The organism is Fulvivirga sediminis, from assembly GCF_016757215.1.
In the GTDB taxonomy this organism is placed as follows: domain Bacteria; phylum Bacteroidota; class Bacteroidia; order Cytophagales; family Cyclobacteriaceae; genus Fulvivirga; species Fulvivirga sediminis.
In genome coordinates, this window is the sequence record NZ_JAESIY010000005.1 from 129,929 (window position 1) to 153,631 (window position 23,703).

The 23,703-nt window shown below is 37.2% G+C and carries 22 protein-coding genes; 9 read left to right on the plus strand and 13 right to left on the minus strand.

Annotated elements, in window-relative coordinates; genetic code table 11:
* The first annotated feature begins 2 nt into the window (after nucleotides 1-2).
* From JL102_RS10285 to JL102_RS10295, 3 genes are read left to right on the plus strand one after another with little or no spacing between them, the layout of a single operon-like run.
* Nucleotides 3-3,023 (plus strand): tetratricopeptide repeat protein, encoded by a 3,021-nt coding sequence (locus JL102_RS10285; protein ID WP_202244313.1) that lies wholly within the window; start codon nucleotides 3-5, stop codon nucleotides 3,021-3,023.
* A 30-nt stretch (nucleotides 3,024-3,053) separates the two neighbouring features.
* Nucleotides 3,054-4,136: a glycine cleavage system aminomethyltransferase GcvT gene (gcvT, locus tag JL102_RS10290; protein ID WP_202244314.1), complete on the plus strand. Its 1,083-nt coding sequence runs from the start codon at nucleotides 3,054-3,056 to the stop codon at nucleotides 4,134-4,136.
* A 10-nt stretch (nucleotides 4,137-4,146) separates the two neighbouring features.
* On the plus strand, nucleotides 4,147-4,854 hold the full coding sequence (locus JL102_RS10295; protein WP_202244315.1) for a 2-phosphosulfolactate phosphatase: 708 nt from the start codon (nucleotides 4,147-4,149) through the stop codon (nucleotides 4,852-4,854).
* On the opposite strand, the gene JL102_RS10300 is transcribed toward JL102_RS10295, so the two are convergent.
* Genes JL102_RS10300 through JL102_RS10320 form a run of 5 tightly spaced genes read right to left on the minus strand, consistent with a single transcriptional unit; the run spans nucleotide 4,855 to nucleotide 7,254 of the window.
* Nucleotides 4,855-5,181 carry a nucleotide pyrophosphohydrolase gene (locus tag JL102_RS10300; RefSeq protein WP_202244316.1) on the minus strand — a complete coding sequence of 109 codons (327 nt, stop codon included), beginning with the start codon at nucleotides 5,179-5,181 and terminating at the stop codon, nucleotides 4,855-4,857.
* Nucleotides 5,178-5,630, minus strand: a complete 453-nt coding sequence (dtd, locus tag JL102_RS10305) for a D-aminoacyl-tRNA deacylase (RefSeq protein WP_202244317.1) — start codon at nucleotides 5,628-5,630, stop codon at nucleotides 5,178-5,180. The genes JL102_RS10300 and dtd overlap by 4 nt, the downstream gene beginning before the upstream one ends.
* 6 nt (nucleotides 5,631-5,636) lie before the next feature.
* The gene (locus JL102_RS10310; protein ID WP_202244318.1) at nucleotides 5,637-6,299 is read right to left on the minus strand and encodes an NAD-dependent epimerase/dehydratase family protein; all 663 of its coding nucleotides are present in this window, start codon (nucleotides 6,297-6,299) and stop codon (nucleotides 5,637-5,639) included.
* A 19-nt stretch (nucleotides 6,300-6,318) separates the two neighbouring features.
* The gene (locus JL102_RS10315) at nucleotides 6,319-6,732 is read right to left on the minus strand and encodes a YkvA family protein (RefSeq protein WP_202244319.1); all 414 of its coding nucleotides are present in this window, start codon (nucleotides 6,730-6,732) and stop codon (nucleotides 6,319-6,321) included.
* Complete coding sequence (locus JL102_RS10320; RefSeq protein ID WP_202244320.1) at nucleotides 6,733-7,254, minus strand: DUF7935 family protein; 522 nt, start codon at nucleotides 7,252-7,254, stop codon at nucleotides 6,733-6,735.
* Between the two features lie 37 nt (nucleotides 7,255-7,291).
* Between JL102_RS10320 and JL102_RS10325 the strand changes: the two genes are divergently transcribed.
* Nucleotides 7,292-7,735 (plus strand): HesB/IscA family protein, encoded by a 444-nt coding sequence (locus JL102_RS10325; protein WP_317191630.1) that lies wholly within the window; start codon nucleotides 7,292-7,294, stop codon nucleotides 7,733-7,735.
* 26 nt (nucleotides 7,736-7,761) lie between these two features.
* Here JL102_RS10325 and folB read toward each other — a convergent pair whose 3' ends face one another.
* Genes folB through JL102_RS10340 form a run of 3 tightly spaced genes read right to left on the minus strand, consistent with a single transcriptional unit; the run spans nucleotide 7,762 to nucleotide 10,149 of the window.
* Entirely contained in the window at nucleotides 7,762-8,118 is a 357-nt protein-coding gene (folB, locus tag JL102_RS10330) for a dihydroneopterin aldolase (RefSeq protein WP_202244321.1), read from the minus strand.
* The gene (locus JL102_RS10335; RefSeq protein WP_202244322.1) at nucleotides 8,118-9,200 is read right to left on the minus strand and encodes a DivIVA domain-containing protein; all 1,083 of its coding nucleotides are present in this window, start codon (nucleotides 9,198-9,200) and stop codon (nucleotides 8,118-8,120) included. Before JL102_RS10335 ends, folB begins: the two co-directional genes overlap by 1 nt.
* Nucleotides 9,201-9,231: 31 nt before the next feature.
* Nucleotides 9,232-10,149, minus strand: coding sequence for a WD40 repeat domain-containing protein (locus tag JL102_RS10340; protein WP_202244323.1), 918 nt, complete (start codon nucleotides 10,147-10,149; stop codon nucleotides 9,232-9,234).
* Between the two features lie 60 nt (nucleotides 10,150-10,209).
* On the opposite strand from JL102_RS10340, the gene JL102_RS10345 reads away from it, so the two are divergent.
* Together JL102_RS10345 and JL102_RS10350 are read left to right on the plus strand one after the other, a co-directional pair.
* Complete coding sequence (locus tag JL102_RS10345) at nucleotides 10,210-10,848, plus strand: 4'-phosphopantetheinyl transferase family protein (protein WP_202244324.1); 639 nt, start codon at nucleotides 10,210-10,212, stop codon at nucleotides 10,846-10,848.
* Between the two features lie 4 nt (nucleotides 10,849-10,852).
* On the plus strand, nucleotides 10,853-11,425 hold the full coding sequence (locus JL102_RS10350; protein WP_202244325.1) for a redoxin domain-containing protein: 573 nt from the start codon (nucleotides 10,853-10,855) through the stop codon (nucleotides 11,423-11,425).
* A 7-nt stretch (nucleotides 11,426-11,432) separates the two neighbouring features.
* Here JL102_RS10350 and JL102_RS10355 read toward each other — a convergent pair whose 3' ends face one another.
* The 4 genes from JL102_RS10355 to JL102_RS10370 all read right to left on the minus strand — a co-directional run bounded on the left by JL102_RS10355 (nucleotide 11,433) and on the right by JL102_RS10370 (nucleotide 15,844).
* On the minus strand, nucleotides 11,433-12,293 hold the full coding sequence (locus tag JL102_RS10355) for a transglutaminase-like domain-containing protein (RefSeq protein ID WP_202244326.1): 861 nt from the start codon (nucleotides 12,291-12,293) through the stop codon (nucleotides 11,433-11,435).
* A gap of 8 nt (nucleotides 12,294-12,301) precedes the next feature.
* On the minus strand, nucleotides 12,302-13,924 hold the full coding sequence (locus JL102_RS10360) for an acyl-CoA carboxylase subunit beta (RefSeq protein WP_202244327.1): 1,623 nt from the start codon (nucleotides 13,922-13,924) through the stop codon (nucleotides 12,302-12,304).
* Between the two features lie 155 nt (nucleotides 13,925-14,079).
* Nucleotides 14,080-15,033 carry an MlaD family protein gene (locus JL102_RS10365; RefSeq protein WP_202244328.1) on the minus strand — a complete coding sequence of 318 codons (954 nt, stop codon included), beginning with the start codon at nucleotides 15,031-15,033 and terminating at the stop codon, nucleotides 14,080-14,082.
* Nucleotides 15,034-15,040: 7 nt separating this feature from the next.
* Nucleotides 15,041-15,844, minus strand: coding sequence for an N-acetylmuramoyl-L-alanine amidase family protein (locus JL102_RS10370; protein ID WP_317191631.1), 804 nt, complete (start codon nucleotides 15,842-15,844; stop codon nucleotides 15,041-15,043).
* Nucleotides 15,845-15,929: 85 nt separating this feature from the next.
* Between JL102_RS10370 and JL102_RS10375 the strand changes: the two genes are divergently transcribed.
* Nucleotides 15,930-18,638, plus strand: a complete 2,709-nt coding sequence (locus tag JL102_RS10375; RefSeq protein WP_202244559.1) for a putative LPS assembly protein LptD — start codon at nucleotides 15,930-15,932, stop codon at nucleotides 18,636-18,638.
* 70 nt (nucleotides 18,639-18,708) lie between these two features.
* On the opposite strand, the gene lysS is transcribed toward JL102_RS10375, so the two are convergent.
* The gene (gene lysS, locus JL102_RS10380) at nucleotides 18,709-20,442 is read right to left on the minus strand and encodes a lysine--tRNA ligase (protein WP_202244330.1); all 1,734 of its coding nucleotides are present in this window, start codon (nucleotides 20,440-20,442) and stop codon (nucleotides 18,709-18,711) included.
* A gap of 249 nt (nucleotides 20,443-20,691) precedes the next feature.
* Here lysS and JL102_RS10385 point away from each other — a divergent pair, with 249 nt between their 5' ends.
* Together JL102_RS10385 and JL102_RS10390 are read left to right on the plus strand one after the other, a co-directional pair.
* Nucleotides 20,692-22,647, plus strand: a complete 1,956-nt coding sequence (locus JL102_RS10385; RefSeq protein WP_202244331.1) for a T9SS type B sorting domain-containing protein — start codon at nucleotides 20,692-20,694, stop codon at nucleotides 22,645-22,647.
* A complete protein-coding gene (locus JL102_RS10390; RefSeq protein WP_202244332.1) occupies nucleotides 22,613-23,701 on the plus strand; it encodes a PorP/SprF family type IX secretion system membrane protein in 1,089 nt (362 codons plus the stop codon). The genes JL102_RS10385 and JL102_RS10390 overlap by 35 nt, the downstream gene beginning before the upstream one ends.
* Nucleotides 23,702-23,703: the final 2 nt, after the last annotated feature.

Genomic DNA, 23,703 nt, shown 5'->3' on the forward strand with positions numbered 1-23,703 from the left:
CTATGCAATCCAGATTATTTTGGAAGGATTGGCCCAAGCCTCTTAAGACCCTATATTTTATTCTCTTAACCCTGGCTTTAGCCTCCGTATTGTGGTTTGCTTTTAATTATATCATTGGTGCTGAAGGTGCCATTGGCTGGGAGACTCTTGCAAAAACAGAAAGAGTAAAAGTACTTATTGACTCCTTTAAACTCGGCCCCTTTACCCTCAACACAGCAGATGACAATATACTATTCCTTCAGTCATTTACCAGCCCTGAAATACACATCAGTGTTTTTTCCTATTACCTCCTTTTAGGAATTACAGTAATAGGAATGGTGATTTTTATCACCATAGTATCTGATCTCAATAATTTTTGGTTCTTCGTTGGCCTCACTATATTCCTGGCCATATTAGTAAATTTCAAGCTTGAAATATTACTCCTTATGGGTAGCTCTGATAAATGGGGACTTATCATTGCCATTATCTGCTACCTACCGATCAGTTATTATTTTAACAGAGTAAATAACACTATTTCATTTACTACCCGGCTTGCTGTTTACGGCATCATAACAATGGCATTAGGAGCTGGCATTTATTTCACCGCTGAAGTTGACCAGCCATTTCTTTATATGGCAGCCTATAGCGTAATTAACCCTTTGCTGGTATCTCTACTTTTCATCATAGTAATAGCGCATGAAATTATAGCTGGCTTTATATATATATTAACGAAATCAAATAGTGCCTCTTCTAAAAACACTGTCACCCATTTCTATGTGATCTCTGCCATCTATATTGTAAATGTACTACTACTTTACTTACGCGAAAGACATATAGTAGAGTGGGATATTATTTATCTTAACCTATTCATTTTACTCACTATTTCAGCTATTTTAGGCATATGGGGGTTTCAGCAAAGAACTATTCAGTTTAAAAACATTTTGACCTCTGAATATAATGGCGCTCTACTTTTCATTATCATGTTTGTTTGCTGCTTTTGCACAATAGCTCACTTTGCAATCACCTTTAATGATCCCGCTATTGAGATATATAGAGACATTATTGTATACTCACATCTTGGATTTGGCATTATATTCCTGATCTATATTACTAGCAACTTCATTGGCCCTCTAGGCAATAATATGCAAGTATATAAAGTGCTATATGCGCCTACCCAAATGCCTTATTTCACTTTCTGTCTCGCTGGGCTAATAGCTTCTTCCGCATTTCTTTTTTCAGCAGGTTGGAAGACAACGGTAAACCAGGGTTATGCCACTTATTATAACGGCATTGCCGATCTACACTACCTTAATAACGAGCTAACTTTAGCGGAAGCATACTATAAGCAAGGTGCCTTTTTTGGCTACAATAATCACAAATCGCACTTTATGCTTGCTACCATTTCAGAGAAAAAGCAAGACGAGATTCAGACGGTGGTTAATTATAAAAAAGCCACTGCCAAAAACCCAACACCGCAAGCATTTGCTAATCTCAGCAGCATTTACAGCGATCAAGACAGATTTTTCGATGCACTTTTCACCCTAAACGAAGGTCTGGAGAAATTTCCAGAGCACCCTTTATTAGAAAATAACCTAGGCATAGTGTACTCCAAAACCAACATTGTAGATACTGCGCTATATTACCTTGATAAGGCCATCTCCGCAGAAGAAGCAAAGAAGGCGACTCAAAGCAACTTACTAGCCCTTTTAGTTAAAAATCAAATACCTGTAAATGCAGATTCTCTTTTTGAAGATTGGGATATAGCCAATGACCTTATTTCATTGAACAATAAACTGGCGCTTAAAAACCAATTGAGGGAGCCTGCCCAATCGGATTACTTTCCATCTGATTCAGTAATTTCTTTTTTAGAAGCATCAGTTTTATACAATCAAAGTTTCAATCGTCTTTTCGCACAAGATTCTCTAAACAGCGCGCCCATTTTAGCACTAACTAATAATGATGCTAATGCCTCTACCTATGAAATGTTATCCTTTGGATTAAGCATGAATTGGTACAAGCAAAACAACATTAACGCTGCCTTTAGAAAAATGAACTGGCTAGCCAATAACAGTCCTTATAGCGAAGGTAAGTACTTCAATACTTTGGGGTTATGGGCTTTACAGCAAGATGCGCCCGAAATAGCCGCAGAGCATTTCCGATGGGCTGAAGACCAATATTCAAAAGAAGCTACTTATAACAAGGCTATCGCTTTAACCGAAGCTTCTCAGATACCTTTAGCATTGGAAACATGGGGCCAGCTTGCAGAGTCTGGAGACCAAAAAACCAAAGAAATAGCTGCTACGATGCTCACTATTTTGAATCCTAGCCAACCAGACTTCAATCTTCTGGCAGAAAATCAAAAATATTTATTCTTAAGATATCAGCTCAGCTATAGAGACACAACGCTTTTCAACCAACTGGTAAACGGGCTTGCAGACAGTAATTATAAAGGCCAGGCCATTTTAGACATGTCTAAGAAGCTTTGGAAAAAAGATATGGAAGAGGCTGCCGTCACTTATTACACCATGCTTTCAGGCCTGCTGATATCAGATAAATCGCTTTTCGAGAGTATACAGTGGTATGAATTAAAAATGCTGGCCGCCCAAGGCAATATCAGAGGGCTAAGCACAAAAATTAATCAAGGGATTGCATTTGATAAGGCTCATAATATAGAAAGGCATTATTATACCGGTCTCATCAATGAAGCCAGTGGCGACACTACACAAGCCCGTAAAAATTATGAAGCCATCGCTTACATGAACCCTTTTAAAGAGGAAGCCACCATTGCCGCTGCCAATTTCATAGGCACCCAAGATAAGTTTGAAGCCTATAATATCCTCTTGAGTGCTATCGAGATCAACCCTAACTCAGTAAGACTCCTAAAAGCTTATATATTACAATGCGCCCGGGTAAGGCTGACCAATTACGCAGAATTAAGTCTTCAAGACCTAAGATCGCTGATATCAGCCGATGCCTACAATCGCTTTGTGAATAAATATTACCAACTGGTAAAACAGGTGGAAGAAGAGGACGCAAATTTTTAAAACCGGCCTTTGGCCTTAAAACAAAAACCCATGGATTTAAAAAAAGTACAGCTAAACGACATACACGAAAAACTTGGTGCTAAGATGGTGCCATTTGCCGGATATAACATGCCGGTAAGATATACCAAAGACATTGAAGAACACAATAAGGTGAGAAATAGTGTAGGTATTTTCGATGTATCTCACATGGGTGAATTTATATTAAAAGGCCCTAAAGCTTTGGATTTGATCCAAAGAGTAACCAGTAATGATGCCTCTAAAATTGTAATCGGCCAAGCTCAATATTCTTGCCTTCCTAATGAAGATGGTGGTATCGTAGATGATCTTTTGGTTTATAAAATGGCCGAAGAAGAATACATGGTGGTAGTGAACGCATCTAACATAGAGAAAGACTGGAACTGGATTTCCAAATACAATACTGATGGTGTAGACATGACCAACATTTCTGATGACATGTCATTATTTGCCGTACAAGGGCCTAAAGCCACACAGGTTTTACAAAAGCTAACTACCACCGATCTTTCTGCCATCAAATTCTACCATTTCTCAGTAGGTACTTTTGGTGGAGTTCAAGATGTAATCATGTCAGCTACTGGCTACACCGGAGCTGGTGGTTTTGAGATTTACGTTAAAAATTCAGATGCCGAAAAAATATGGAATGAAATACTAAAAGCTGGGGAGCCTGAAGGTATTCAACCTATCGGATTAGGCGCTAGAGACACACTACGAATGGAAATGGGCTTTTGTCTGTATGGTAACGATATAGATGACACTACCTCACCTCTAGAAGCAGGCTTAGGCTGGATCACTAAATTCACAAAAGACTTTACTAACTCTGCTTCTCTGAAACAGCAAAAGGAAGAAGGTATCACTAAAAAACTGGTAGGTTTTAAAATGGAAGATAAAGGTATTCCTAGAAAAGACTATGAAATCCATGATGCTGATGGCAATGTAATAGGCCGTGTTACTTCTGGCACCATGTCTCCTACGCTGGGTCAAGGCATAGGACTAGGCTATCTTGAAAAAGAGTTTGCTTCACCGGAAACTGAGATCTTCATTTCGGTAAGAAATAAACCTCTAAAAGCCTTGGTTAAAAAATTGCCTTTAATCTAAAAAACTGTTAATGAAGACTATTGATGTTTGTTTGAGCCCTGAGCTCATTCATCTATTTGATTTAAAGGGTAAGCTGGTGGTCATCGTAGATATTCTACGAGCCACCTCTTGTATGACTACAGGTATGGCCCATGGAGTAAAGGCTATTCGCCCTTTTGCTGATCAGGCTGCTTGCCGCGAAATGAAAAAGCAGAATTACTTTTTGGCTGGAGAAAGAAACGGCATCAAAGTGGAAGACTTTGATCTGGGCAACTCCCCTTTCGACTATATGCAAGAAGAGGTAAAAGGAAATAAAGTGGCCGTTACTACCACTAATGGCACTGTAGCCATTGAAAAATCAGCCGAAGCAGATGAGATAGTAATTGGCTCTTTCTTAAATATAACAGCCGTAGCCGAATACCTAAAAAATCAGGACAAAGATGTTATTGTATTCTGTGCTGGCTGGAAGGGCAAGGTAAACCTGGAAGACTCACTCTTCGCAGGGGCTTTGGTAGCTAAACTAAAAGATGATTTCGAATCTGCTTGTGATGCCCCGCTGTTTGCTCAAGCGGCTTTTGAATACACTGAGGCCAGCTTGCTAGAAGCAGTAAAAAACTCATCTCATGCCAAGCGGCTAAATGGCATGAACATTCATGAAGATATTGAATTCTGCATGAAGCTAGATGAATATAAAGTAGTGCCCGTAATTAGAGATGGAGAAATTACGCTAAGCAACTAATTACTTTAGCTTCTCATTGTTTTTATGCCTGTCCTTATCCCGGATAGATTTCTTCTCCAGGTTCTTTTTAAAGGCCTCTGTTAAATCTATTCCGGTTTGATTGGCCAGGCATATCAATACCCATAATACGTCCGCCATTTCATCTCCAAGATCTTTATCTTTATCTGATTCCTTTTCTGACTGCTCCCCGTATCTACGAGCCATTATCCGAGCCACCTCTCCTACTTCTTCTGTAAGAATAGCCATATTAGTAAGCTCGTTAAAATACCTCACTCCAGTGGTGTTAATCCACTTATCCACTATTTCTTGGGCTTCTTCTATCGTCATTTTTTGTCTTTCGAATCAATAATTATGGTCACCGGCCCATCATTTACCAGACTCACCTTCATATCAGCTCCAAACTCACCGGTTTGAATCTTCTTTCCAAAATCGGCTTCTACCTGAGCAATAAATTTTTTATATAGAGGAATAGCTACATCCGGCTTAGCCGCCCTTATGTAAGAAGGCCTATTCCCTTTTTTTGTACTGGCATGTAACGTAAACTGACTTATCAATAAAATATCTCCATTAACATCTTGCACACTCTTATTCATAACCTCGTCATCATCATTAAAAATGCGCATATTGGTTATTTTCTTTGAAAGCCACTGAATATCTTCAGTATCATCAGCATCTTCTATACCTAACAGCACCATCAGTCCTGCACCAATCTCACCTTTAACTTCGCCTTCTATTTTTACTGAAGATTCTGAAACTCTTTGAACAACTGCAATCATTAAAAACTAATATTTTTGTAATTCTTCTGATTCGTGAATATGCACTCCTTTGGTTTTATCCTTAGCTAGAGCTAACATAGCCTGAGCCACTTTACTTGATTCTACGGGCTTATATTTCTTCAATGCACCTACAAATGCAAAAGAAAAAAGCTTAGAGATTACACTAGCAGCAGCTTCTCCTGGCCTTTTCTCTTCTCTATCTCCTAACAGCAAAGACGGTCTAAATATATGAACCGACCTGTATTTCATTTTAGCTAAGGCCTCCTCCACTTCACCCTTAATTCTATTGTAGAAAAAAGTAGATTTCTTATCAGCTCCCATTGCTGATATTAGTAAGTACTTACTAGCTCCCTGCTTCAAACCTTTTTGAGCTACTTTTAAAGGATAATCAAGGTCTATTTGTTTAAAAGCCTCTTTATTTCCTGCCTTTTTTATCGTAGTGCCTAAGCAGCAATAAATATCGTTAAAAGCAAGCCCCTCTATGCGCTCATCCACGTTGTCAAAATCGGCAATAACAGTTACTAGCCGATCATTCTTAAATTCTAACTCATGCCTACTTACAGCATAAACCTTGTAATAATAATGATCTTTTAATAAAATATGAAGTAACTGATTACCGATGAGCCCGGTACTGCCTAAAACAAGTGCTGACTTTTTTGTGGAATTCATCCTTAGTTAACCTTTAAACTCAGCTAATGTTATTTTTCTGCAGATCTTCCCAATCAAGAAACCGATCTATTTCGTCCTGAATTTTCTTATAAACCCAGAGCATAATACCAAAGTCATCAATCAAACCAGTTACAGGAATAAAATCAGGAATGAGGTCTATAGGCATTACAAAATAAATGAGCGCGGCTATGGCCAGCAAAATGCTACTGGTTTGAACATCTCTATAAGCGCCATTAATATAAGCCTTCACCATACGTATGAGAGTAAGAGCATTTTGGAGCGGCCTATTGCTTTTATTTTTATCCAGCACATCTTGAATTTTCTCCATAGCTCTTTTCAAAAGATCATTAAGCTTGCCTCTGTTCTGATACATATCAGAAGCCATTTGTTGAGCCTTTCGAAAAAACTTATTATCCTGACCTGTAGTACTCATTTAAAAAGCCTGTCTAATTTCATTTTTTAAAGCCAAAAGAGTGGATTGAATTTTATCATCATTCTGATTTACCGATTTCTCAAAAAGCTGTTTAGCAAGATCCAGGTTATCTGCCTCTGGCTTTAGCTCACTCATGGCCTCGTTAATCATGGTAATTAACCCTTCTTTAGAACTCTTCACCATTTCCCAGACCTCGTCACTCATATATAGCTGCTGAGAAACGTTATGATTATATTCCTCACGAATTTCATTAATCATTATCTGCTGAAACTCTCTGGCTGTATACTTACCATTATTTAATCGTAAAATAAGACTATTGAGCGTAATCCTCTCTAAAAACAAGCAAACACGCTCATATGCATGCAGTCGGTTAGGCAGTACTGTTTCAATGCTTTTGCCTCTAATTTCCATGCTTTGTTTAGCCAGCTCTTTATCCAAAAAAGATTTTACTACCAGGTACATAGCGTATAATACTATAGCCGCCGGGATTAATAGTTTAGCAAATTCAATAACTAATTCCATATATTTTGTTTGTTCTGTCTCTAAATTAATGAATTCGATGAGTATACCATCAAAATATTTCCACTACGAAGATATTGAGCTTAGCCGTTATTTAAAAAGTGTGAATTCCGAAATTAATTTTTTCTTTTCTAAGTTTACAAATAGAAACATAAAAGAGAAATTCATGGATGGATTAGTGCCCGTAACGCTTACCCCAAAAGCAGTGGAGGAAGTGAAAAATATCATGACAAACAAGAACATTCCTGAAGGCTATTCATTGAGAATAGGCATAAAAGGAGCCGGAGGATGTGCGGGCTTTACTTATATGCTTGGGTTTGATCAAAAAAAAGACAACGACTTAGAATATAAACAAGACGGGATACCTGTACTAGTTCAGAAAAGGGAAACTATGTACCTACTAGGACTCGAGGTAGATTTTTATGAAGGAGCAGATGCTCGAGGATTCACTTTCGTGAAAACAGGAGAGAATGTACCTCAATAACTTTGAAGCTTCTCTCCTTTTTACATTTATCGTTTAGCCTTTAGAGTTACTTTAGACTCTCTACAGTCACCTCCAATAGGTGGGTTAAACTTAGATAAAGATACTTTAACCTTATCCACTGCTTTTATTTCTTTTATTACCCGGTCGGTAATCCTTTTTACCACGTGCTCCAATAACTTGGAAGGGATTCCCATCTCTTCCTTCACTATTTTATAGAGTTGCTCGTAGTCTACTGTATTATCAAGGTCATCATTTTCAGCCGCTTTTAGGAAAACAGTCTTTACAGCTATGTTTACTTCAAACTGATTTCCTTTTTGTCTTTCCTCATCATAATAACCGTGGTATGCCTTAAACTTCAGGCCTTTCAAAGCTACTTTACCCATTACTCTATATCATCAAAAAAAGATGTACTCTTACTACTCTTTTTTACTGTATTTTTCTTTACTGTATTCTTTTTTACTTCTTTGGGCTTCACCGGGGCGGATTCCACTACTGGTTCAGGTTTAGGTTCTGGCTTAGGCGCTGGTTTTTCCTCCACTACCACTTCTGGCTCAGGCTCCAGATCCTCTTCCGCCTCAAAATGATCTATTTCCTCATCAGGATAGCTTTCATCCTCTTCTTCCAGCTCAGGAGAATATTGAGATTGAGATACAGTAACCGGCTCTTCCTCTTCTAGCTCTTCCTCCTCAACCTCCTGCTCTTTCTCTTGGTCCTGCATATATTTCCTTCTATAATCATCCTCCATCTTCAGCAAGGCCTCTTTGTCCAGCTTCCGTTCTTCCCTAATAGGACTTTCTTTACTATCTTCTGATTCTGAAGACACATTACCTACTACCTCAAAAGTAATTTCATTAAGCGTTTCCTTTTCAAATTTAAGGGCACTTTTAGCAGCCTTATCTATTGATTCACGCTTAATGCGTAACATTTCTTCTTCAATATTAAACTTCTTTTTATGGGCTTTCACTCGCTCTACTTTATCTAAGGCTTCAGTAGCAAAAGTCTTAATATCAGATAAAAGATCTTCCTTAGCATTATCAAGAGTACGGTACATCTGAGCTATGGTTTTCACTTCGGCTTCCATATCCTCAATGGTAGTTCTTGATTTTATTTCAGCCTCCTCCATAATATCTTTAGCTCGGTTCTTGGCATCATTAAGTAAAGCTTCGGCTTTCATTTGTGCCTCTCTAAGATGTAGCTCGGCAGTTCTATTAGCCTGATCGATCATATTAGCGCCCGTATCTTCGGCAGTCTTCAAGGTCTTGAATAGCGAGTTTTCAACTTCCCGAAGCTTCTCCACTTCTTTTTCAGAAGATTCTAATTTTATTTTAAGTTCTTTATTTTCATCAACGAGCTTCTCCCATTCTTGTGACATAGTTACTAAAAAAGCAGTAACCTCGTCTTTATCTAAACCTCGAAATGCTTTCTCAAATGTTTTTTGTCGTATTTCTAAAGGCGTTATTTTCATAGCATAATTTTGAGTGTAGTTGAACCAACTATTAATTATTAAACTGAATATCCCATACTGATATTGCCCTATCATCTCCGGCACTAATCAAAAGGTTATCATACTTAGACCACAATAATTTATTTACAGAAGTTCCATGTCCTGCATGTCTGGCCTTATCTATAACCTTCAACAAACGAAAGCTATTATTATCCCAAACTTTTATGGATTTATCCATGCTACAAGTTACAAAATGTTTACCATCAGGACTAAAATCCAAATGATTAATGGCGTACATGTGAGCCACAATATCCTCTAGCAACAAATATCCTGCTTTACTATCCCATATTTTCAGGTGTGCATCTCTACCCGCGCTCATTAAAAACTGAGTATCAGGCGCATACTTTACTGTAAACACTGAGTTATCATGAGCCTTAAACTCATACTTAAGCTCAAAGTCTTCTAAGGAATAGATTCTAATTTTGTTATCACTATACCCCACTGCCATCTCACCTAGGGTTTTGTTTATCGCAATAGTTCTGGCGCTGTAATCTGCCGAGGCAATCTTATATACTACTCTTAAGTCACCTGCATTGACTATAGTTATTGTACCCTTCTTATCTCCTATAATCAAGAAATCGTGATAAGACTGAATATCAAATATAGCCTCGTCTGTTAGCTTTAAAGAACCTATTTCCTTTCTATTTTCCCAGTCTATGATATGAATGCCATCATAGTTATGCCCTACTGCCAGTAAGTTTTTAGATTGCATGTAATGCAAGGCATAAATAGAATTAGGTAATTTAGCTATCAGCTGTCCGTTTTCAGAAGCTTCCAGGTTCCAGTACACCACCATACCATCTCCAGCACCTGAAAAGAAAATGTGATCATATTGCGTTCTCTCCAGGGTATACACACAATCATTATGTCCGGTAAAGGTTTTGAGTTTGGAAACATTAACTTTGCCCATGAATAATGATTATTTTACAAAATTTTAAAGCAAAGAAGCAAGTTTCCATTCAGTAATCAAATGCCACTTCATAAAATCGAAAAAATAAATAGCAACAGATTTCTGGCTTTATGGCACATAGAAGAATCTTACGAGCATCTGTTTGAAGCTGTAAAAAAAGAAACCGAAGAGTATACTATGCTTACGGCCTTTCGGCATGAAGACAAAAAGAAAGAATGGCTGGCTTGTAGGCTTACCATTATGTCCTTATGCCAAGAACTAAACTTGCCCTATCATGGTGTAGTAAAGGATGAACACGGCAAACCATTTCTTAAAGGCTGTGACGCAGAAATTTCATTATCTCATTCTTATCCGTATGTATCTGTATTACTAGACCTGAAAACCGATGTAGGTATAGATTTGGAACAAAAAAAAGAAAAACTTATAAAAGTGCAGCACAAATTCCTTAGTGAAGCAGAAACTCAAAATGCTGATAACAACATAGAAAAACTTGGGATTTACTGGTGTGCTAAAGAAGCCTTATACAAAATTTGCAGCTCTGAGAAGCTCTCTTTCAAAGAGAATATCAAAATAGCACCTTTTGACTTAAAACCTAAAGGAACCATATTTGGCAAAATAATTGTCAATAGTATTACCAAAAGCTATGAATTAGAATATAGAGTAGAAGAAAACTATATCTTAGCTTTTAACATTAATTAAAGTCATGAATAAAATATTGATCATAGCATTATTGACCATAGTACAGCTACCATTGGCTTTAGGGCAAAAGGTAGATGACTTTACATTAAACAACGTTACCAATAACCAAAAGGTATCCCTCTCTGATTATAAAGACAGCAAAGGGGTAGTGGTAATTTTCACCAGTAACGTCTGTCCTTACTCTGTTTACTACGAAGGAAGGATCACTCAGATCATCTCAGAATACAGCAAAAAGGGTATCAGTTTTATTTTGATCAATGCGCATAATGAAGATAAAGAATCTGAAAGTGACATGAAGAACAAAATGAACACTTGGGGTCTTAATGTTGCTTATTTGTCTGATAAAGAACAAAAAGTAATGAATGCCCTACATGCAAGCAAGAGCCCCCATGCCTTTTTACTTAAAAATAATGGAAGCCATTTTTCAGTTTTTTACCAGGGAGCCATAGATAATAACCCACAGGTAGCTTCAGACGTAAAAGAGCAGTATTTAAAAATTAATATTGACAACTTACTCTCAGGACAACCTGCAACTAGCAATGTTAGACCTATAGGATGCATGGTAAAAAGGGGATAACCCCCTTTTATATACCTAAATGCCCATGATCCCCTACGCTTTCAAGCAGAGTCTTTATTTCTTCTGACTTTGAATGATCTCCTATTTTATCAAAAGAAACAACCAAGTTTCTTAAAACTCTAAGTACAATATCTCTATTATCGCAAGGCTGATAGAAGGTTTCCTCAGGGTTCATCCTTAGCTCATGAATATAATTATCTATATCATCTTTAGAGAAAATAAGTCCCCTATTAAAGGCATTAATATAAAACTGAGAATAATTCTCATTTTCGCTCTTATAAGTAAGAATAAACAAGTTTGGCAAATTAACACCATAAACAGGCATCTTTAGCTTTCGCGCTACGAGCATATAAAGCACACAGAGAGATATAGGATTCCCTTTTCTTGACTCCAAAACCATATTTATCATAGAGTTACTCGGAGAGTGAAAATTCTTAGTATTAGCGCCAAATTTTAGTTTGCTGAAAATCACACTATTCAAAAGTCTCACCTGATCATAAGGGTGAATATCTGGTTTAAACTCTAACCAAGCGTCATAATAGATCTGCTCAAGATCCTGCTTAAGTTTAGTATACTCTAAATCAGGATATTGATAGGTCGCCACTATCCACATACCTTCGAGCAAGTCAGGCTCATCTTCAGAAAACCATTTCACTAACCGCTCCTGTATCAGATCGAACTGCAATACATGTATCAGCTCCTCTATGCGCTCCTGAACCAAAGGATTTAAATTACTTTCCCATTCTGTTTCTAAGATAGGAATCATGTTTTCTCCCAGTGAGATAATCTTTTTCTCTACATGCGCAATAATTTCAGCGTCTTCATCATCCAATAACGATACTAAAGCCTTCAGTTCTTCTTGTTTCATTCAATAATTTAAGTTTGAATAACCCCAACATTAAACTTTTCTACAGGAGCATGGTTTGCCGCCTCTATGCCCATAGATATCACCTTTCTTGTTTCTCTAGGGTCAACAATGCCATCCACCCACATTCGTGCTGCTGCATAATATGGGCTAAGTTCTTCATTATATTTATCAGTAATTTCTTTTAAAAGAGTTTCTTCTTCCTCTTTAGATATTTCTTTACCTTGAGCTTTTAATGTAGCTACTTTTATTTGTAGCAGTGTTTTAGCCGCAGAGGCACCACTCATTACCGCCATTTGGGCAGAAGGCCAGGCATATATAAACCTGGGATCATAGGCTTTACCACACATGGCATAATTACCTGCACCATAAGAATTACCTATTACAATGGTAAATTTAGGAACAGTAGAGTTAGCCATAGCATTCACCATTTTAGCTCCATCTTTAATAATTCCACCATGTTCCGCCTTACTTCCCACCATAAAGCCGCTCACATCCTGTAAAAACACCAAAGGTATCTTACGCTGATTACAGTTCATAATAAAACGTGCAGCTTTATCTGCAGAATCAGAATAAATCACCCCCCCCATCTGCATCTCTCCTTGCTTACTCTTTACTACTTTTCTTTGATTCGCCACTATTCCAACAGCCCAACCATCAACACGAGCATAGCCGCATACTATGGTTTTACCATAGAGCTCTTTGTATTCGTCAAACTCGCTTCCATCTACCAGCTTCCTAATAATATCCTTTATATCATAAGGCGCTGCTCTATCTTTAGGGAAAGTGCCCAGCAAATCATCAAAGCTTTCTGGCTTCATGGTTTCTTTTCTACTAAAGCCTGCTTTCTCGGCCTCTCCTAGTTTATCAAAAAGTGATTTTATATAGTCAAGGCAAGCCTCATCATTATCAAATTTATTATCAGTAACACCTGAAATTTCACAGTGGGTAGTAGCTCCACCTAGGGTCTCATTGTCTATATTCTCTCCTATAGCTGCTTTTACCAAATAAGAACCCGCTAAGAAAATAGAGCCTGTTTTGTCTACGATCATAGCCTCATCAGACATAATAGGTAAGTAAGCCCCGCCAGCAACACAACTGCCCATGATAGCCGCTATTTGCACTATACCCATAGCTGACATTTTAGCATTGTTTCTGAACTGACGCCCAAAATGCTCCTTGTCTGGAAAAATTTCGTCTTGCATTGGTAAGAATACACCAGCGCTATCCACCAGATAAATAATTGGCAGATGGTTTTCCATTGCTATCTCCTGTGCTCGAAGATTCTTTTTGGCCGTGATAGGGAACCAGGCTCCAGCTTTTACAGTGGCATCATTAGCCACCACTATGCACATACGACCCTGCACTTTAGCTAATACGGTTACCACTCCTCCAGAAGGGCAGCCTCCAACATCAGCATACATGCCCTCTCCTGCCAGCAGGCCTATTTCTAAAAGATCACTATCATCATCTACCAGATAGGCAATACGCTCCCGCGCTGTCAGTTTGCCTTTATGGTGTTGCTTTTCAATTTTTTTCTCTCCTCCACCAAGCTTTGTCTGATCGCTCTTTTTTTTAAGCTTGTAGATCAGCTGCTTGTGGTGGTCTTCATTTTTATTAAATTCAATATTCATAAGGGATAGCACACAGTAATAAAAGCTCAGTATTAAAACCTAAGCTTCCATCTCCTGCTTTTTTTGTGTAAAAAGAGATTTCATCTCTTATAAATTTAAAACAAAACAGGCAAAATCCAGTGCTATTAATGAAGGAGAGTAGTTAAAAGCAATAGTTAATCCTCTTCTTCCTTATTACGATTACGTTCTATTTTAGACTTTTTCCTGCCAAATGGGGAGAAAAAATCTTTGGGTTGGGTGTCTAAATGGATCAGTAATTGATCCAGTGTTTCAAAAGTATTATTGAGATTATTATAAAGTGAATCCTCATTTATAAGCTTACCCAATGTACCTTCATTATTAGAAAAATGCTCTATAGCCTCATTAAGGTTAGTTAAGGCCTTGTTTGCCTGATCCACAGTATGGTTCAACTCCAATCTCTTTAAAGAGTCACTAAATACAGTAAGATTAGATAAAAGTGGTTGAGTTTGTTTCAAAGTAGTATTAAGCTCACCTCCTACCTGATCAAAAGTAGTATTGATAGATCCTAATTTTTGCTTTACATCTGCAATAGTAGCATTCAAAATGACAGGAGTCTTTTCAAAGCCATCCATCATCCTGTTAATTTTTTCGCTATTGCCATTGAGATTATCTAATATGGCGTTTATTTTCTTAATAGTAGCCTCCAAGTTATTAGCCACTGGCTGAGCACTTTCTGCTAAGATATCTGCAATCCCTTTATCTAACACGGCTAAGATAGTATCACCAGGTTCATGAAGTTTTTTAGCATTTCCTGTGCTCAATAGAATAGATTTATTGCCAAGAAAATCACTATTCAACTTAGCTGTAGCTGAGTCTCCTAACACGATATCTCCACTGATATCCATTTCGACCAAAATCTGATCATCGTGATTTTGAAGTAAGTTAATTCTACTCACTCTACCCACAGCAAAACCATTTACCAGCACAGGGTTAGACACACTTAGTCCGTCTACATTTTCATAAATAGCATAGTATTTATTATTAGATGAGAAAAAATCCTGTCCTTTTAAATAGTTAAAGCCTAAATAAAGTATGGCGATTGAGAATACCATAAATACGCCTACTTTTAATTCTTTTGACACCTTCACTTAATAATTATTTATTTAAAGACTCTATTTCATTTTTATAGTCTCGGAAAGCTCTAAAGATTCCTGAAGCTATGTTACCTTGAACAGATGAATTGTTCAGTTGTTCTTCCTCGGTACTATTAGAAAGATAACCAATTTCTACCAGAACACTGGGCATGGCCGTACTCCATAATACATAAAGGCTAGATTGCTTAACACCTAAGCTATGTCTTCCTGCCCGGGTTTTAAACTGATTCTCTATCTGTGTTGCCAAGTAAATACTTTTTTCTTGAAAAGCAGACTGAGTTAACGAAAAAAGGATGTATGATTCCGGAGAATTGGGATCAAAATCATAAGTTTTTTCGTAGTCTTCCTCTAAAAGGATCACAGAGTTTTCCCTTTTCGCTACTTCTAAATTTCTACCTGTGTTTTGTGCGCCCATCACATAAGTTTCCGTTCCTCTTATCTGATTTTTTCTAGTGGTACTTACGCTTTCGGGCAAGGAGTTAGCATGAATAGAAATAAAAACATCAGCTTTATTTTTATTTGCTATTTCCGCCCTGCCTTTCAGGGTCACAAAAGTATCATCATCCCTGGTGTAAATGACTTTTACATCAGGTAAATACTCTTCTATGTAGCTGCCTAATTTCAGCGCTACTTTCAATACAAGGTCCTTCTCTTTCGTGCTACTGCCATGAGTACCAGGGTCATGTCCACCATGCCCAGCATCTATTACAACTGTTTTTACTTTAAAATCAGTTTTTTTTATCTGAGATGATGAACTTAGCAAGGTAATTGCTAAGAGAAGAAAAACTATGGTAATATTCTTCACAATCTTTCGCTTCTTAAAAGTTATTCCAATAACTTTGCACAAAATTGTAATTTTTTCTCTAAAACCGAAAAATCCGCTACTCAAATTGAAATTCTGGTATTTAGCCAAACACGGTTTACTTTTAGTTTTTTTTGGTTTCTTCATTGCTTTAGGTCATGCTCAAACTCCTGAAAAAAATATTAGTACACCTAAGGAGGTTCTAGGTAATGAAAACATGGAAGCTGACACTATCTCTAATAACAGTGACAGCACCGCATTTGTTGCAGATTCCACAAAAAGTGAGACTCCGAAGAGTGATATTGAAACAACAATCAATTACTCTGCCAGAGACTCTATTAACTTTTCTGTCGACTCAAAGATAGTGAAACTTTATGGTGATGCTAAAATTGATTATGGAGCTATCAAGCTAGAAGCCGATCACATAGAAATAGACTATAACAATCATACACTTACTGCACACGGCAAAGAAGACTCTTTAGGTAGGAAGGTGGGCTACCCCATATTTAAAAATGGTGCAGAGACCTATGAAACCAAAGACATTAGTTATAATTTCAAAACCGGAGAAGCAAGAATATCAGAGGTAGTAACCCAACAGGGAGAAGGGTACCTTCATGGAGAAACCGTTTATAAAAACTCAAAAGATGAGCTCTTTAGCATCAATAACACCTATACTACCTGCGACCTGGCTCATCCGCATTATCGCATAAGGGCTAGAAAAACCAAAGCCATACCTAATGATAAAATAGTTTCAGGTCCGTTCAATCTGGAAATTAACGATGTACCAACGCCTTTAGGTTTTATCTTTGGTATGTTCCCTGCTAAAAACGAAGCTTCATCAGGAATTATAATTCCTTCTTACGGAGAGGAACGACGTAGGGGATTTTATTTAAGAGGTGGGGGTTATTTCTTTGATATTAGCGAATATGTAAAAATAGCCGTACGTGGAGATGTATATTCTAAAGGGGGGCATGGAGTACATGTAAACAGTGTTTACAAAAAAAGATATGCTTATAACGGTAATGTGAACTTTGACTACACCAAGCTAAGACTCTCAAACAACATAGAAGACGAAGACACTCGAAATGACTACCGCTTGGCTTGGAGTCACTCGCCTCAATCTAAAGGTAATAGCAGATTTTCGGCTTCAGTTAACGCTGCTACCTCTAGCTATAATACCAATAATTATTTGGGTATAAATACACCTGAAGCTCAAAACAGCATTAACAACTTTACCCGTAAGTTAAGCTCGAACATATCTTACTCCAAGACCTTTCAGGGAACACCTTTTTCTTTAGGCTTAAGCATGAGACATAATCAAGATGTTCAAACTAGAGAAGTAGATCTATTACTTCCTTCTCTAACTTTCAACATGTCAAACATCTATCCATTTAAAAATAAAAATGGAGCCTCTAACAGCTGGGTAGAAAAGATAAATGTTAGATATTCATTAACAGGAACAAATACTCTCACTAACAATTTAGGAAAAATTGGATCTGATCCCACTATTGATAGTATAGCTCCTTTTGATTTCCAAAATTTTGGGACCTTCTTAGAAAACTCTAACAAAGGCTTACAACATAGAATACCATTAAGCACATCATTTAAAGTACTAAAGCACTTTACGGCCTCCCCGTCTATCAACTATACAGAAAACTGGTATTTTGATAAGCTGGCCTGGGAACTAGATGAAGACAACCCTAACCAGGCTGTAGTGGCAGACACTATTAATGGCTTCAACAGGGTTTATGAATATAACTTCAGCACTAGCTTCAGTACCAGGCTATATGGCTTTTTCAATCTAAAAAAAGGAAAAGTGAAGATCCGACATGTAATGAACCCTAATATTTCATTATCATATAGGCCTGACTTTGGAGCAGAAAAATACGGCTATTACCAAGAGTTAACCACTGAAGAAGGAGAAACTATTCTAAGATCTAGATACCAAGGGTATGCTTACGGAGCCCCTTCATATGGTGAAAGCGGTTCTATTAGCTTTTCATTAAACAATAGTTTGGAAATGAAAAATGAAGCTAAAACAGACTCCACTAATAAAGCGACCAAAGTACCGATCCTTAACAATTTCGGTTTTAATACCGCTTATAATTTTGTTGCGGACTCATTCAAGCTGTCAAACATCACTTTCAGAGCTAATACATCTGTATTCAAAAAGAAAGTAAATATTAATTTAACAGGTACTGTTGATCCTTATGTTTATGTTTTAAATGATGTTACGGTTAATTCACAAGGAGACAACATATATGATCAAGACAGAATAGACCAATACACTTGGAATAACGGACAAGGACTCGGACAGCTCTCTAATGCCAACCTAGCCATAAGCACGAATCTCAACCCTAGCGGGCAGAAAAGTGATGAAAAAACACGTGAACGGATAAATAACTCTGATTTAAATCAAGCTGACAAAGACTTTTTACTTAATAACTCGGCCTCTTATGTAGACTTCACTATACCTTGGAGCTTAAGAGTTAACTACAGTTTTAATTATTCTAAAGTGGGCTTCAGAGATGCCAAGATCACTCAAACAGTAAGACTATCAGGAGATTTTTCTCTTTCTGAGAAATGGAAAGTAACTTTTAATACTGGCTATGATTTCGAGGAAAAAGCCGTTTCTCTTACCAACTTTGGTATATCGAGAGATCTACACTGCTGGGAAATGAATATGAACTGGACTCCTTTCGGTGTATATACCAACTATAATTTTACTATAAGAGTGAAGTCATCCTTACTTCAGGATCTTAAACTGAACAGAACACGAAGCTTCTACGATAATTAAGAGATCAAAACAAGGCATAAAAAAAGGAGTTACTATTCAAGCAACTCCTTTTTTTATGCCTTGTATCTGCTTATCCTTCAATCCAAGCAGTAACTTCTTCTAAAGTCGGATTTTTAACATCCTTCATTTTTAGTTTCTTCCTTGTACCACATACATCATTAAACAATTTACTAGGCGTAGCCTCTTTCAGTTGCTTAATAGTAAGAATACCTAATTTCTGAAGGATAGGCACTAATTCTTCTCTAACGCCTACTTCTACAAAATCAGCTGCGGTGGCATATTCAACTTTCTTCTCTGGTTTCATCTGAGGGAAGAAAAGCACATCTTGGATAGAATTAGAATTGGTCATGATCATGGTTAACCTATCAATACCTACACCTAGACCTGCTGTAGGAGGCATTCCATATTCCAGGGCTCTTAAGAAATCTTCATCAAGAGTCATAGCTTCTTCATCTCCTCTTTTTCCTAACTCTAGCTGCTCCTCAAATCTCTTTCTCTGGTCTATCGCATCATTAAGCTCAGAAAATGCATTACAAATTTCTTTACCATTAGCTATAGCCTCAAACCTTTCTACTAACCCTTCTTTTTCTCTATGTTTTTTAGCTAAAGGAGACATTTCTACAGGATAGTCAGTAATAAAAGTAGGCTGTATAAGCAACCCTTCACATTTCTCTCCAAAAATCTCATCTATAAGCTTTCCTTTACCCATTGTTTCATCAATAGGAACATTCAGCTCTTTAGCAGTTTTTCTAAGTTCAGTCTCATCCATTTCAGAAATATCAATTCCTGTGAAGTGCTCAATGGCTTCAAACATGGTAAACCTTTTCCATGGTCTCTTGAAGTCGATAACATTTTCGCCCACTTGCACCTTTGTAGTTCCGTGCAAATCCAAAGCTACCTTCTCTATCATCTCTTCTACCAAGTCCATCATCCAGTAGTAGTCTTTATAGGCTACGTATAGCTCTACTTGCGTAAACTCAGGATTATGAAAACGTGACATACCTTCATTTCTAAAATCTTTAGAAAATTCGTATACACCATCAAACCCCCCTACGATCAATCTTTTCAAATACAACTCATTTGCTATTCGCAAATAAAGCGTCATATCTAAAGTATTATGATGTGTCTTGAATGGTCTTGCAGCTGCTCCTCCATAGAGGGGTTGCAAAATTGGCGTCTCTACCTCAAGATATCCCTTATCATTTAGGTAATTTCTCATTGAGTTCACCAACTGCGTTCTTTTTATGAAAGTATCTTTAACATCAGAGTTTACTACCAAATCAACATAACGCCTTCTATACCTTAACTCAGGTGATGAAAAAGCATCATGTTTCACTACGTTGCCCTCTTCATCTTTTGTCTCTTTTACTACTGGCAACGGCTTTAGTGATTTTGAAAGCACTACAAGGGAAGTCACATGAATAGATAACTCTCCTGTTTGGGTAGTAAAAACATATCCTTTTATACCAATAAAATCACCTCTATCAAGTAATTTTTTAAATACAGTATTATAAAGTGTTTTATCCTCATCCGGACATATATCATCTCTCCGAACATAGATCTGAATCTTACCTTTAGAGTCTTGCAATTCAGCAAAAGAGGCTGATCCCATCACTCTTTTACTCATGAGTCGTCCTGCCAGCGAAATATTCTTATAATCGATCTTCTGCTTCTCGTAGTTTTCCTTTATTTCCTGAGTTGAAACATTCACCTCAAATAATTCTGACGGATAGGGATTAATGCCTAATTTTTCTAATTCGGCCTTCGCTTCTCTCCTAACGAGCTCTTGTTCGCTTAACTGCATAATTTTTTAATAATTCGGATTTTCAAATACTGAAACTGCAAAGATAGATTAAACTACCAAAATTAACTTATTATTTTTCTAGACTAATAGAAATAGAATGAAATTATAGAATATTTCGTATATTAGAATTGCATTTTCCTTGAATAAATCATTTAAACGATTTAGGTCATAAAATAGTAACAACTTTTGTCTATAGTGTTTTGTTATTTATTTAACTATGTGATTACTAACTAGTAAAACCATTACAATATGAAGATACAATTACGGCTTTTAAGAATCTTCGCCTTTTGCATTTTTGTCAGTTCAACTATTATGTTGAAGGCACAAACTCCCGACCCTACAAAGATGTTAAGTTGTGGAGAAATAAATATAGGAGATAAATTATACAGTGCATCTTCCTTTGAAGGAAGTGACAACTATACTTTGGCCATTTCGGATTTATTCTATCAGCTACCGGCCGGTACAGTTACCAATTTCAGCTTTATTGAAGGACAGCTACTTATAAAGGGTAATCAAGGCTTTTTATATGGTAGATTAAAACTGTCAAAAAATGGCTATGGAGTAAATCCTGTAGGTTCAGAGTGGCATATGGTTTTACAACTGGATGCTACCACTCATAACACCCCTAATGCTTCTTTAGGTCAACCTAAATCCGTTACTGACCAATGGCAATATTTTCAACTGAATACAACCGAATCTAAGCTATACAATAAGAATAGACCTACTGAACCAATTACATTTCAGAACCTGGCTACTGACTTCATAGTACAAGTAGGTAAAGGTGCTAATAATCAAAACGCTAATATTTTTGGGGCATCATCTAATTTCGATTGGTTATATGCCAGCTCAGGAGGAAGTGGTAAGTTAGCCATAACGGCCAACAGTATCTGCCCTGAACTAAACGCTTCTATAGCAGGAACTGCTACAACATGTCCGGGTGAATCTACTACACTTTCTATAGGATTAGAAGGTAAAGCTCCTTGGGAAGTCATTTACAAAATAAACAGTGTCACTCACACTGAAACTGTAACAAGTTCACCATATACTTTTAAAGTAACAGAAACAGGGCAATACTCATTAGTCTCTGTACTCGACGATAATGGCTTTTATGCTAAGGTGTCTGGTTCAGCTACCGTTAATAATTACACACTTCCTAATGTTTCTACTTTACCTACCACGAAAACGATTTGCTCTGGAACAGATGCTACTATAAGTATTTCTTTTTCAGGAACTGCTCCATATAGTCTAACCTATAATGATGGTGGTTCAAATAAAACATTCACATCCAACAGTACTACGGCTAACCTAATACTTCCTGTAGGATCATACCACTTTACTGCAGTAGGTGATGATAATTGTTCAAAAGCTATTGATTACACTGTTGAGGTAAAGAAGGAAGATCCCTTGTCAATCGCCATAAATACTCCTGATGCTTTCTGTTATAACAATGGAAAAGTCTCTTTAACCCTAACAGGAACTGGCACTGCTAATACGGCCAATTGGTCAAAAATAGGAGGAGCAGGACTCCTTGAAGTAAACGGAATATCTGCTACATATACACCCGCTAAGGAAGACGAAGGCAAAGAAATAACTTTTAATGTTGAAGCAGCTAATGGATGTACACCAAAAGCTACTGCCACTAAAACTGTTAAAATATATAATGCAGTTGCTGGTTTTACCGTTTCTCCCGAGCCTGTGGAAGGACTTTATATACCAGGCATAGAATACACTTTCAAGGCTAATGACCAAGGCCAGGCAAATTATACTTGGGACTTTGGGAATTCGAATAACAGCAATGAGCCTGTAGTTACTTATACTTATTCAGAAAAAGGAGAGTATAATGTAGTGCTCGATGTTAAAAATGAGGTATGTACCGCTACAGAGAGCATGCTAATCAAAGTTAGATCTGGCAATGTTCTCTATATACCTAATGTATTCAGTCCAAATGCTTCCAACCCTGAGAACCAGGTAGTAAAAGTATATGGAGAGAATATCTTAGATAAAAATTTCACCTTCCAAATCTACAACCGATGGGGATCAGTAGTTTATAGAACTAATAACCTTACTGAGGCACAAGCAACAGGGTGGAAAGGTAGTTCTAAAGGAGAAGAGCAAGAAAATAATGTATTTACTTATATAGTTCGCGGACAATTTGAAAATGGAGAATCTTTTGAAAAAACAGGTACAATTACACTGGCCAAATAACCAAGAGTTTCGCGAAAAAGTAAGAGTTTGTTGTTTAATAGTTGTTTGCATAGTAGGCTTTAATTATAACCTTCAGGCTCAAGACGCTGTATTCTCTCAGTTTTATAATACTTCCTTATATCTTAACCCCGCCTTGGCAGGGTTTGAAGAGAACTTTACGATTGGTGTTTCGCACAGGTCACAGTGGAGAAGTTTAAACTTCCCCTACACCACAAGTCAGGTTTCTTTGATTTTACCTTATTACGAATCAAAGCACACTAAGCCTTTTGGACATATAGGTGGTTTTGGTGTTTCTGTATATAATGATGTAGCAGGAGAAAATAAAAACTTTAAGACTACTGGTGCTAATGCCAGCTTTGCTTATAACCTTCCGCTAGATAAACAATATGTTAATCAGATTTCATTTGGTTTACAAGCAGGTATAATTAACAAAAGAATTGACTCTGATGGTTTACAATGGGGGGAGCAGTACACCCCTTTTCTTGGATTTGATCCCTCTACTACTCCTTCTGATGGTGAGACTTTTGATCCAAGAACATTTTTGGACATAAATTCTGGAATATTCTGGTTTCATAACCCTATTCAAGAAGGGAGAAAAATCATCAAAAGTATAAACTCAGGATTCTCTGTTGCACATATGAATCACCCTAATGAATCTTTATATGAGGAAGATAACAACAGACTACCTTTACTTTATAAATATCACGGAGGTATTGTATTTAACCTATCTCAGAAGGCAACAATCTCAGCCAACATATTCAGTTCACAACAAGATAAAGAATGGCAGCATAATCTGGGTTCCTATTTAAGCTATAAGTTAGGATCGAATACAGGGGGGCAATTCAAGTATGTGATCGCTAGAATAGGTGGATGGTATAGAATAGAGGATTCATTTATTTTTCTGACAGAATTTGAAACCTCTGCATTTAAAGTAGCCTTCAGTTACGACTTCAATAACTCTTCTCTAAGATATAATGATCGAGGCATAGGCACATACGAAGTTCATTTATCTATGCATTTCGCAGATCTAGCCCCGGCCAAATCAAGATATTAATA

Coding starts and splice junctions, on each gene's coding strand:
- JL102_RS10285 (WP_202244313.1), top strand. CDS start 3: ATGCAATCCAGATTATTTTGGAAGGATTGGCCCAAGCCTCTTAAGACC.
- gcvT (WP_202244314.1), top strand. CDS start 3,054: ATGGATTTAAAAAAAGTACAGCTAAACGACATACACGAAAAACTTGGT.
- JL102_RS10295 (WP_202244315.1), top strand. CDS start 4,147: ATGAAGACTATTGATGTTTGTTTGAGCCCTGAGCTCATTCATCTATTT.
- JL102_RS10300 (WP_202244316.1), bottom strand. CDS start 5,181: ATGACGATAGAAGAAGCCCAAGAAATAGTGGATAAGTGGATTAACACC.
- dtd (WP_202244317.1), bottom strand. CDS start 5,630: ATGATTGCAGTTGTTCAAAGAGTTTCAGAATCTTCAGTAAAAATAGAA.
- JL102_RS10310 (WP_202244318.1), bottom strand. CDS start 6,299: ATGAATTCCACAAAAAAGTCAGCACTTGTTTTAGGCAGTACCGGGCTC.
- JL102_RS10315 (WP_202244319.1), bottom strand. CDS start 6,732: ATGAGTACTACAGGTCAGGATAATAAGTTTTTTCGAAAGGCTCAACAA.
- JL102_RS10320 (WP_202244320.1), bottom strand. CDS start 7,254: ATGGAATTAGTTATTGAATTTGCTAAACTATTAATCCCGGCGGCTATA.
- JL102_RS10325 (WP_317191630.1), top strand. CDS start 7,292: ATGAGTATACCATCAAAATATTTCCACTACGAAGATATTGAGCTTAGC.
- folB (WP_202244321.1), bottom strand. CDS start 8,118: ATGGGTAAAGTAGCTTTGAAAGGCCTGAAGTTTAAGGCATACCACGGT.
- JL102_RS10335 (WP_202244322.1), bottom strand. CDS start 9,200: ATGAAAATAACGCCTTTAGAAATACGACAAAAAACATTTGAGAAAGCA.
- JL102_RS10340 (WP_202244323.1), bottom strand. CDS start 10,149: ATGGGCAAAGTTAATGTTTCCAAACTCAAAACCTTTACCGGACATAAT.
- JL102_RS10345 (WP_202244324.1), top strand. CDS start 10,210: ATGCCACTTCATAAAATCGAAAAAATAAATAGCAACAGATTTCTGGCT.
- JL102_RS10350 (WP_202244325.1), top strand. CDS start 10,853: ATGAATAAAATATTGATCATAGCATTATTGACCATAGTACAGCTACCA.
- JL102_RS10355 (WP_202244326.1), bottom strand. CDS start 12,293: ATGAAACAAGAAGAACTGAAGGCTTTAGTATCGTTATTGGATGATGAA.
- JL102_RS10360 (WP_202244327.1), bottom strand. CDS start 13,924: ATGAATATTGAATTTAATAAAAATGAAGACCACCACAAGCAGCTGATC.
- lysS (WP_202244330.1), bottom strand. CDS start 20,442: ATGCAGTTAAGCGAACAAGAGCTCGTTAGGAGAGAAGCGAAGGCCGAA.
- JL102_RS10385 (WP_202244331.1), top strand. CDS start 20,692: ATGAAGATACAATTACGGCTTTTAAGAATCTTCGCCTTTTGCATTTTT.